Raw genomic sequence first — 6,844 nt, forward strand, 5'->3', positions numbered from 1 at the left:
GGGGGCGCAGCCCCCAGCGGGTCGCGCGCGCAGCGCGTGAAACCCCTTTTGTCAGGCTTGCCAGTCGCCTTCAAAGCCCTTCGGGATCATGAGGATGTCACGGTCCACAGCGGTGATATCGGTCTTGCCGCAGAGCGCCATGGAGGTGTCGAGCTCCTTGTGGAGGACCTCCAGCGCGCGGGTCACGCCGGCTTCGCCCATCGCGCCGAGCCCGTAGATATAGGCGCGCCCTATGTAGGTGCCTTTTGCGCCCATGGCCATGGCTTTGAGCACGTCCTGCCCAGAGCGGATGCCGCTGTCGATATGCACTTCGATTTTGTCGCCCACAGCATCGAGGATGGCGGGCAGGGCGCGGATGGAGCTCAGCGCGCCGTCCAGCTGGCGGCCCCCGTGGTTGGAGACAATGATCGCATCAGCGCCCACGTTAAGCGCCTCACGCGCGTCGCGGGCATCCATGATGCCTTTGATGATCAGCGGACCATCCCACATCTTGCGGAAGGCGCGAATCCGGTCCCAATCAAGCGATTGATCAAACGCCTCCGCTGTCCAAGTGGTGAGCGAACTGGCGTCTTCCACGCCCTTGGCATGACCGACAATATTGCCAAAAAAGCGCCGCTTGGTGCCCAGCATCCCAAGGCCCCAGTGCACCTTGGTCATCATATTGGCGACAGATTTGGCGGTCAGTTTGGGCGGGGCGGAGAGGCCGTTCTTGATATCTTTGTGGCGCTGCCCGAGGAGCTGAAGATCCACGGTGATCACCGCGGCGGAGCATTTGGCGGCTTTGGCGCGGTCAAAGAGCCGCTGCATGAAATCATCATCCTTGAGCGTGTAGACCTGCATCCAGAAGGGTTTTTCGGTGTTTTCGGCCACGTCCTCTATGGAGCAGATTGACATGGTGGAAAGCGTGAAGGGCACGCCGAATTTTTCGGCGGCGCGGGCGGATTTGATCTCGCCATCGGCGTTTTGCATCCCTGTGAGGCCGACGGGGGCCAGCGCCACGGGCATGGACACATCCTGTCCGATCATCTGGGTGGCCGTTGAGCGGCCCGCCATGTCAATGGCCACGCGCTGGCGCAGGTAGAGCTTGTCAAAATCCGAGCTGTTCTCGCGGAAGGTTTGCTCTGTCCAGCTGCCACTTTCGCAATAATCATAAAACATGCGCGGTGTGCGGCGCGCGTAGAGGCGCTTTAGGTCGTCAATCTGGGTAATGACAGGCATATGGGGCTCATTTGTCTAAAATTGGTTAGAAATGGTTACCAATTTTTATGTCTCTTCACAACGCATTTTGGCGCGGGTTAGGCATTGGTTTACCTTGGATGTCTAAATTTGGGAGGAATGTGAGGAGACATCTATGAAGGGTTTGGTCTTTGTCGAGTTGCTCCGGATGGCGGAGGCGGCGGCGGGGGAAGAACTGGTCGACGAGGTTTTGGACAGTCTCGCCTTGGAGAGCGGCGGCGCATATAGCACTGTCGGGAGCTACGGCTGTGGCGAGCTTTTTGCGATTGTCGGGGCGCTCAGTGCGCGGTTGGATGCCTCGCAGAGCAGTTTGCAAAAGCAGTTCGGCCATTGGATGTTTGCGCATTTTTTGCAAAATTTTTCAGCGTTCTTTGCCGATAAGGCGAGTGCCTTTGAGATGCTGGAGTCGGTGGACGGGGAGGTGCATCTGGAGGTGCGCAAGCTTTACCCGGATGCTGAGCTGCCCCGGTTTGAGGCGCAGCGCCTCTCTGGGCAGCAGATGGACATGGTCTATCGGTCTTCACGGCCTTTGCAGTGTTTTTGCTATGGGTTGATCGAGGCCTGCCTTGCGCACTTCGGACAAGAAGGAGAGATTGCGATTGAGGATCATCACCCGGAGGAGGGTGCGCATGTCACATTTCATATCCGGCTGGACGCGGCCTGAGCATGGGGTATCAGGAGCAGACGGCCGGATCGGGCGGCCCGGTGGCGCGCCGCCGCTATGAGCGCGAGCGCTCGGCGCGGCGGACGGCAGAACAGCTTCTGGAGGCCAAGAGCCGTGAGCTTTACGAGACAAACCTGCGGCTGACCGAGCAGCGCGAAGCCCTGGAGCGTGCCGTATTGGAGCGCACCGCTGAGGCCGAGGAAGCGGCCAAGGCGCGCACCCGCGCGGAAACGGCCAATGAGGCCAAATCAAACTTTCTGGCCTCGATGAGCCATGAAATCCGCACGCCGCTGCATGGGGTTCTGGGCATGATGAGCGCGATGGAGGGCACGCCGCTTTCAAGCGAGCAGCGCGACCTGTTACAGGCGATGAAGGAGTCCGGCACGCTGCTGCGCACGGTGGTCAACGACATTCTGGACATCAGCAAGATTGAAGCGGGCCAGCTTGAGTTGAGCCCGGCCCCGTTTTATCTGCCCAATGTGTTGAAGAGCCTCAAGCAGCATTTTGGCCTGAGTGCGGCAGCCAAGGGGCTGACGCTGATGTTTGATGCCGAAAAGAGCTGTGAGTGCTGGCTGACGGGCGATGAATTTCGTTTGCGGCAGGTGTTTGGCAATGTGCTGTCCAATGCGATCAAGTTTACCGCCCACGGCACGGTGCTTTTGCAAGCCAAGGTTGCCAAAGAGGGTGGCGGTGTCTTGCGGTTGGAGGTGCGGGTGGAAGATACGGGCATTGGCATGAGCGATTATGCCCGCGCGCGCCTTTTCAAGCCTTTTGCCCAGGCCGACCCCAAGATTGCGCATCTGTTCGGCGGCAGTGGCCTTGGGCTGACAATCTGCCGGCGGCTGTGTCATATGATGGAGGGCGCCATCACGCTGGATGGAGAGGAGGGGCGGGGCACCGTGGCGGAATTTCAGGTGCGTTTTGCCATGGCTGATCCGCCTTCCCAGCGGGCCAATTGCGCCGATCTGGACAGTGCGGAGGCCCTTTTGCGGCGGGGTCAGTGGTGTATCCTTGTGGTGGATGACAGCGCGGTCAACCGCAAGGTGGTGGCGCAATATCTCAAGCGCTATGAGGTAACCGTCATCGAGGCAGAGGACGGTGCCAAGGCGGTTGATCTCTGGCGACGGCGCAAGCCGGACCTCATTTTGATGGATATCAACATGCCGGTGATGGGCGGGATTGCGGCGGCGCTGCGCATCCGTGAGGAAGCGGTGGAGCGCTCAGAGGCCCGTGTGCCGATTGTTGCGCTCACCGCCAATGCCATGTCCCATCAGGTGAACGACTATCTGGAAGCCGGTCTGGACGCGCATGTGGCCAAGCCCGTCGGGCGCTCCGAGCTTGTGCGGGTTATTGGCTCGTTTTTGGTTGCTGCGCAGTGACGCGGCGCTGAAGAGGCGCCGTTAAGCCCGGTGGGCCCCGTCGGAAAGAGATTTGACGAAGGCCAGCACCTGCGCAACGGTTTCACCCCGCGCAATGCGCTCGACAATCGCAGAGCCGACAACCGTGCCATCAGCAACCGCCGCGATAGATTGGGACTGTTCTGGCGTCTTGACACCAAAGCCGACAATCACCGGGAGATCTGTCTTGGCTTTGATCCGCGCCACTTCCGGAGCAACATCCGTGGCCTGGGCCTCGGCTGCGCCGGTGATGCCGGTGATGGACACATAATAAACAAAGCCCGAGGTGTTTTGCAAAACCTTTGGCAGGCGGGCATCGTCTGTTGTGGGGGTTGCGAGGCGGATGAAATCAATTCCGGCGGCCTGTGCGGGCAGGCAGAGCTCGCTGTCCTCTTCGGGGGGCAGATCCACCACAATCAGCCCATCAACCCCGGCAGATTTGGCATCGGCGAGAAAGCGCTCCACGCCATGGGAGTAGATCGGGTTGTAATATCCCATGAGGACAATCGGGGTGACGTTGTCTTCTTTGCGAAACGCGGCCGCCATGGCGAGTGTTTTCTTGAGGGTCATACCGCCTTCGAGCGCGCGCTGCCCGGCCAGCTGGATGGTGGGCCCATCTGCCATAGGGTCGGTGAACGGCAGCCCCAGCTCGATGATATCCACCCCTGCGCTTGGCAGCCCTTTGAGCACGGCCAGCGAGGTTTCTTCATCCGGATCACCTGCCATGATGTAGGAGACAAAGGCTTTTTTGCCCTCGGCACGAAGGCTGGCGAATTTGGCGGCGATACGGCTCATGAATATTTCCTCTTTGTCTTGGGGTGATGTGCCCAATCCTTTCAGGAAAATCAATAGCCCATGGTGGGGCGCCGGTTTTGGGCTGTATTGCGGGCAATATTGATCCGCCGGGCTTCAGCAGGTGTTGCAGCCCAGCAGGTGACAGCTTATGAGGCGCAAGAAGCGAAAAGCGAAAGGTGCGGCCATGGGCTTTAAGATGGGAATTGTCGGTTTGCCGAATGTGGGCAAATCAACCTTGTTTAACGCGCTGACAAAGACAGCCGCAGCGCAGGCGGCGAATTTTCCGTTTTGCACGATCGAGCCGAACGTTGGCGAGGTCAATGTGCCCGATGCGCGGCTAAGCAAGCTGGCCACGATTGCCAGCTCCAAAACGATCATCCCGGCCCGCATGACATTTGTGGACATCGCCGGCCTTGTCAAAGGTGCGAGCAAGGGGGAAGGCCTGGGCAACCAGTTTCTGGCCAATATCCGTGAGGTGGATGCCATTGCCCATGTGTTGCGCTGTTTTGAAGACGGTGATGTGACCCATGTGGAAGGCCGCGTGAACCCGGTTGAAGATGCCGATGTGATCGAGACCGAGTTGATGCTGGCCGACCTGGAAAGCGTGGAGAAGCGCCGCGCAGGGCTGGTGCGCAAGCTCAAAGGCAACGACAAGGAAGCGGTGCAACAAGACCGGCTTCTGGCCGCGGCACAGGCGATGCTGGAAGAGGGCAAACCGGCGCGCCTTGTTGAGGTGGACGCCGAAGATGCAAAGGCCTGGAAAGGGCTTCAGCTGCTGACTTCCAAGAAAATACTCTATGTGTGCAATGTTGATGAGGCCAGCGCCGCCACAGGCAATGCGCATTCTGAGGCGGTTGCGGCCATGGCGGCAGCGCAAGGCGCGGGGGCTGTGGTGATTTCTGCCCAGATCGAGGAAGAGATCAGCCAGCTTGATGATGAAGAAGCGGCCATGTTTCTGGACGAAATGGGCCTGGCAGAGGCAGGGCTCGACCGTCTCATCCGCGCGGGCTATGCGCTCTTGCATCTGGAAACCTATTTCACGGTCGGCCCCAAAGAGGCGCGCGCCTGGACCATTCGCGAGGGCACAGCAGCGCCCCAGGCCGCTGGCGTGATCCACGGAGACTTCGAAAAGGGCTTTATCCGCGCCGAAACCATCGCCTATGACGATTACGTGTCGCTTGGTGGTGAAAACCCGGCGAAAGAGGCGGGCAAGATGCGTGCGGAAGGCAAAAGCTACATCGTCAAGGATGGCGACGTCTTGCACTTCTTGTTCAACACCTGATCAGCGGAATTTGCATCGCAATCCTTTGTAGGTTGTGGCCGTCAAATACCACAGGAAGTTGCCAACCGTGCTGTTTCGGTGGATGGTCTGCGGTGGCTCACCGCGTGACATGCGGGTCATCTGCCACGCGTAATATTCAACGCTGGAGACCGTGTTCATCAAGTTGACGAACCAGTTCCTGGTATTTGCGCCAAGCGATCCGGTGCCCAGCATCAGCCCGGCTTCGTCAATACCGATCTGGCGCTTTGTCCCGTCGATCAGTTTCCCCGCTGCATCAGGATCAATGCAGAGTGGCCGCGCGAGGCCGATCATTTCGATTCCGTCTTCACCAAGTGCCTGCTCCATCGCGTCGGCACTGCGAAACCCGCCAGTTACCATGATCGGTGCTTTCACCGCCTTGCGCACCTCACGCGCATATTCGAGGAAATATGCTTCTCGTCTTCGGGTGCTGTCACGCTGTTCGGTTTCGTCTGTGCCGTTCACGAAACTCATCTGCTCATAGGTGCCGCCGGAGAGTTCAATCAAGTCGATCCCGTCTTCCTCGAGCCACGCTGCCACACGCGTGCTGTCTTCAAGACTGAACCCGCCTTTTTGAAAATCGGCTGAGTTCAGTTTGACCGCTACCGGAAAGCCTGGCCCCACAGCTGCGCGTACCGCAGCAAAGACCCGCCGCAGAAACCGCGCCCGGTTTTCGACTGATCCTCCCCATTGATCGCTGCGCCTGTTGGTGATGGGCGACAGGAACTGGCTGATGAGATAGCCATGGGCTGAATGGATCTGAACGCCGTCGAACCCGGCCTCCTGTGCGATCTGCGCCGTTGTCGCATAGCGTTGGATCGCATCCTCGATTTTGTCTTCGGTCATTTCCTGTGGTTTGCCGAAAAGGCCAAGAATACGGAGCTTTTCTGCCGACGGGGACAGGGGTTTGGTGTTGACGACGATGGGGCACTGACGTCCTGGATGACTGATCTGCATCCAGACGTGGCTACCCCCCGATTTGGCAGCCGTGGCCCAGGTTCTGAGCGCTTCAAGGTCACGTCTGTCTTCAACTACCACATTGCCAGGTCGTTCCAGATATCGGCGGTCGATCATCACATTGCCTGTTACCAGCACCGCCATGCCTCCTTTTGACCATCGCGAGTAAAGGGCGTCATGTGCGGCATTGGGCGCATCGTCCGGCCCCGCCAAGGCTTCGGTCATGGCACTTTTGCCGATGCGGTTTGCCAGCTGCACGCCGCATGGCAGGTCCAAAGGTGTCGCGAGTGGGGAAGAGGGCATTAGTGGTGGTCCTTTCGGCAAAGCGAAATCCGGCCGTCCCAAGGACATAGTCTTTTCGCACCACATAGGTCAATTTGGCCTTGTCCCCGCCTGCACGCTTCCTTAAACGGGTCGACGGAGACGTGGCCGAGTGGTCGACGGCGCTCCCCTGCTACGGGCGTAGGCCCGCAAGGGTCTCGAGGGTTCTAAGCC

At 59.3% G+C, this 6,844-nt stretch carries 6 protein-coding genes; 3 read left to right on the forward strand and 3 right to left on the reverse strand.

What is annotated here, in order from left to right:
• Window positions 1-51: 51 nt before the first annotated feature.
• Window positions 52-1,218 (reverse strand): alpha-hydroxy acid oxidase, encoded by a 1,167-nt coding sequence (locus Q0478_RS14385; RefSeq protein ID WP_298680468.1) that lies wholly within the window; start codon window positions 1,216-1,218, stop codon window positions 52-54.
• Window positions 1,219-1,351: 133 nt separating this feature from the next.
• On the opposite strand from Q0478_RS14385, the gene Q0478_RS14390 reads away from it, so the two are divergent.
• Both Q0478_RS14390 and Q0478_RS14395 read left to right on the forward strand, forming a co-directional pair.
• The gene (locus Q0478_RS14390) at window positions 1,352-1,900 is read left to right on the forward strand and encodes a heme NO-binding domain-containing protein (RefSeq protein ID WP_298680471.1); all 549 of its coding nucleotides are present in this window, start codon (window positions 1,352-1,354) and stop codon (window positions 1,898-1,900) included.
• Window positions 1,901-1,902: 2 nt separating this feature from the next.
• A complete protein-coding gene (locus tag Q0478_RS14395) occupies window positions 1,903-3,279 on the forward strand; it encodes a response regulator (protein WP_298680473.1) in 1,377 nt (458 codons plus the stop codon).
• A gap of 21 nt (window positions 3,280-3,300) precedes the next feature.
• Here Q0478_RS14395 and trpA read toward each other — a convergent pair whose 3' ends face one another.
• Window positions 3,301-4,092 (reverse strand): tryptophan synthase subunit alpha, encoded by a 792-nt coding sequence (trpA, locus tag Q0478_RS14400; RefSeq protein WP_298680475.1) that lies wholly within the window; start codon window positions 4,090-4,092, stop codon window positions 3,301-3,303.
• A gap of 184 nt (window positions 4,093-4,276) precedes the next feature.
• Here trpA and ychF point away from each other — a divergent pair, with 184 nt between their 5' ends.
• Window positions 4,277-5,374: a redox-regulated ATPase YchF gene (gene ychF / locus Q0478_RS14405; protein WP_298680477.1), complete on the forward strand. Its 1,098-nt coding sequence runs from the start codon at window positions 4,277-4,279 to the stop codon at window positions 5,372-5,374.
• On the opposite strand, the gene Q0478_RS14410 is transcribed toward ychF, so the two are convergent.
• Entirely contained in the window at window positions 5,375-6,718 is a 1,344-nt protein-coding gene (locus tag Q0478_RS14410) for an NADH:flavin oxidoreductase/NADH oxidase family protein (RefSeq protein ID WP_366914923.1), read from the reverse strand.
• Between the last annotated feature and the right edge of the window lie 126 nt (window positions 6,719-6,844).

The sequence above is a fragment of the uncultured Lentibacter sp. genome, assembly GCF_937123735.1.
GTDB lineage: Bacteria > Pseudomonadota > Alphaproteobacteria > Rhodobacterales > Rhodobacteraceae > Lentibacter.